The sequence below is a fragment of the uncultured Kiloniella sp. genome (assembly GCF_937128705.1).
Classification (GTDB): Bacteria; Pseudomonadota; Alphaproteobacteria; order Kiloniellales; family Kiloniellaceae; genus Kiloniella.
Window position 1 is genome coordinate 1 of sequence record NZ_CAKZMP010000114.1, and the last position, 2,663, is coordinate 2,663.

The 2,663-nt window shown below is 41.8% G+C and carries 4 protein-coding genes; 2 read left to right on the forward strand and 2 right to left on the reverse strand.

Annotated features, from left to right (window positions below; translation table 11 throughout):
• On the reverse strand, window positions 1-535 hold a 535-nt coding region (locus tag Q0241_RS06630), incomplete at its 3' end, for a DUF4102 domain-containing protein (protein WP_299374985.1).
• A 252-nt stretch (window positions 536-787) separates the two neighbouring features.
• Here Q0241_RS06630 and Q0241_RS06635 point away from each other — a divergent pair.
• Window positions 788-1,186 (forward strand): hypothetical protein, encoded by a 399-nt coding sequence (locus tag Q0241_RS06635; protein ID WP_299374987.1) that lies wholly within the window; start codon window positions 788-790, stop codon window positions 1,184-1,186.
• A 20-nt stretch (window positions 1,187-1,206) separates the two neighbouring features.
• On the opposite strand, the gene Q0241_RS06640 is transcribed toward Q0241_RS06635, so the two are convergent.
• Window positions 1,207-1,782 carry a peroxidase-related enzyme gene (locus tag Q0241_RS06640; RefSeq protein ID WP_299374989.1) on the reverse strand — a complete coding sequence of 192 codons (576 nt, stop codon included), beginning with the start codon at window positions 1,780-1,782 and terminating at the stop codon, window positions 1,207-1,209.
• Window positions 1,783-1,991: 209 nt separating this feature from the next.
• Here Q0241_RS06640 and Q0241_RS06645 point away from each other — a divergent pair, with 209 nt between their 5' ends.
• Entirely contained in the window at window positions 1,992-2,657 is a 666-nt protein-coding gene (locus tag Q0241_RS06645) for a hypothetical protein (RefSeq protein WP_299374991.1), read from the forward strand.
• Window positions 2,658-2,663: the final 6 nt, after the last annotated feature.

Genomic DNA, 2,663 nt, shown 5'->3' on the forward strand with positions numbered 1-2,663 from the left:
TAGCTATAGACCAATCCATGACTCGTTCAATGCGTCCTTGAACTCGTTTAGCTGTCTCAGTCTTAGTCTTCCAGATAGGGTTTAGGACTTTACGAACATCCTCACCTGTAATGTCTTCGACACTTAACTTACCGATAACAGGACGTGCGTAGGTCTTCAATGTGGATACCCATTGTTTCCTATGCTTAGGGTTCTTCCACTGGTGACGATTAGTTCTAATAAATGAGGCTGCTGCGGATGTGAAGGTGGGAATGACCTTCTCAGATGCCTCCTGAATGCGCTTGTTCTCATTGATAGGGTCGATGCCTTCAGATAACCATTTACGGTACTGAGCAGCCTTCTCACGGGCTTCTGGTAAGGCTACTGTTGGATAGCTCCCAAGCCCTGCTTTGCGGGGCTTGCCTTTAAGCATGTATCTAAAGGCCCATACTTTAGTTTCACGTTTTAATAGCAGCCATAGATTACCTCCGTCATTAAGGTTCTTCTTAGCGTTCTTAATCTGCTTATCTGAAAGCCTGTGAATGCCACCAGCCATAATTTGAATCTTCCATTGGGGTACAAAATGGGGTACAAAATGTAGCTGGATTATAGCAGATTAATATGGATAACATAAGACTTAATATGTAATTAAATCATTGTTATAGTATATTTATATGGATTGAGAAGTGTTATAGTTAGGCGGACTCTCTCTCCGCCATTATATTCTAAGAAATAACCGAGCGCCCTTTGGCGCTTTTTTTATTGTAAAATTATCTTTGAATTTTTATTGGTTCTTTTGTGAGAAATTATGGGCGCGCTTTCAGGTTTTCATTTCTTGATCCTACTTGTGGTATTTCTTGTAATTTTTGGCGTTCCAATTACAGCAATTCTTACAGAGAACAGTGACAAAACTATAAAAAGAAGAAATTTCCTATACTGGATAGTTGGCTTTTTAAGTGTTCCTTTTCTTATTTCGTATATTGGGGAGCTCTGGAATGTTACGGAAATCACAGATAGTGTAAGTTTACTGTTCATTCTAATCGGTTCTTACCCTTTCTATCAGCGTATGGTGCGTAGAGCGCGAGACGCTGGGATGAGTAAAAGAATAGCTTTTGTTTCTATGATTCCGATCGTATTTTTTGTTTGTATAACAATTCTTGTGATTAAACCTTCCAAAGAAGCTCTTTATGAAGAAGTGTTTGATTAAACGAGAAGGTTTGAAAACCGTTACATCTCCCGCCCCATAGAATAAAACTCATCGTTGGGACGCATTGAAGTGAAATTGGCCATGCGGTTGCTGAGGCCGAAGAGGGCCGTTATGGCGGCGATGTCCCAGATATCTTCATCGGTGAAGCCGTGGGCTTGAAGCTTTTCAAAATCTTCGTCGTTGGTTGCCTGGGCATTGTTGGATACCTTGAGGGCGAAATCCAGCATCGCCATTTCCCTTGGGGAGATATCGGCCTTGCGATAGTTGGTGGCGATCTGGTCGGAAATTAGGGAATTCTTTGCCCGAATACGAAGCACCGCGCCATGGGCGACAACACAATACTGGCAGGCATTGTCGCTGGAGGTCGCAACGATGATCATTTCCCGGTCGGCTTGGCTTAGATTGCTCTCTTTATTCATCAAGGCATCATGATAGGCAAAGAAGGCGCGGAATTCCTCTGGTCGATGGGCAAGCACCAGAAATACGTTGGGAATAAAACCTGCTTTTTCCTGAACGGCCAAAATCTTTTCTTTGATATCATCAGGAAGCGCATTCAATTCTGGCACGGGATAGCGGCTAATCGGGTGAGAAGACATTGATCTGTTTCCTTATTGAACTGTGCTTGATGGGTTACGCGGTTGTTTCGCTTTGAGGGGGCGGTAGCGATCTTAGGCATAAAAATGGAAATAAATCTCTGGTATTTTTTCTTGAAGATATATTCGGGGGATGTCAAAAATATGCGATAGGTTGAGGTTGGAGAAATATTACACGCTTTAGTGTTGTATTCAGAAGGATATAGATTTTAATGAAGTTAAAATTATCACACCTGTTTATGTTGCCCTTCATGTCATTATTTGTTTCTTATTCGGGGTATGCCAGCGAAGATAATACGGTTGCTATTATTCAGGATATTGAGCTTGAGAACCTTTCTTTAAAGAGCACAGCATCAGAAATTGAAGCCTTTATTTCGTCCTATCCTTCGTTGCAATGTCAGCGTGTTGATGTGCCCGAAAGAAAGAGCGTCGTTAAATCTCGTGCACCGAGACCAAGACAGCAAAACTGGAACTGTATGTATTCAGAACAAATAAAATCACAAATTTTGAATGTTCGCATGTCTGGTGGTGCCATTACATTCTTGAGGTATGAAAAGAGAGACCAGGAACCTGATTTTTTTGAAGAAGCGAAAGCTTACATTGGTGATGTAAATAAGAAGCTGGAAGCATCAGGACTGGTCGAAACCCAAACGAATTCCCCGGATTTTATGACCTATGATGCAAAAGATATCGAAGGGGGTTCTGCACCTGTTTTTATGCAGCAACTAAATGCACGAAAAAAAGCGATGTGTGATGATTTGCCGGTTACCTTAAGCGTGTCCTTGAACACAAATAGCGTACCATCACAGAATGTGTATGCGGTCGGGATGAAGTTGGAACGTAGTAATACCCCGTTAAACTGCAAAAATATAAAGTAAGAAGAG

Bases quoted from the DNA above. Each gene is read 5' to 3' on its own strand.
- Q0241_RS06640 (WP_299374989.1), bottom strand. From the start codon at position 1,782: ATGTCTTCTCACCCGATTAGCCGCTATCCCGTGCCAGAATTGAATGCG.
- Q0241_RS06645 (WP_299374991.1), top strand. From the start codon at position 1,992: ATGAAGTTAAAATTATCACACCTGTTTATGTTGCCCTTCATGTCATTA.
- Q0241_RS06635 (WP_299374987.1), top strand. From the start codon at position 788: ATGGGCGCGCTTTCAGGTTTTCATTTCTTGATCCTACTTGTGGTATTT.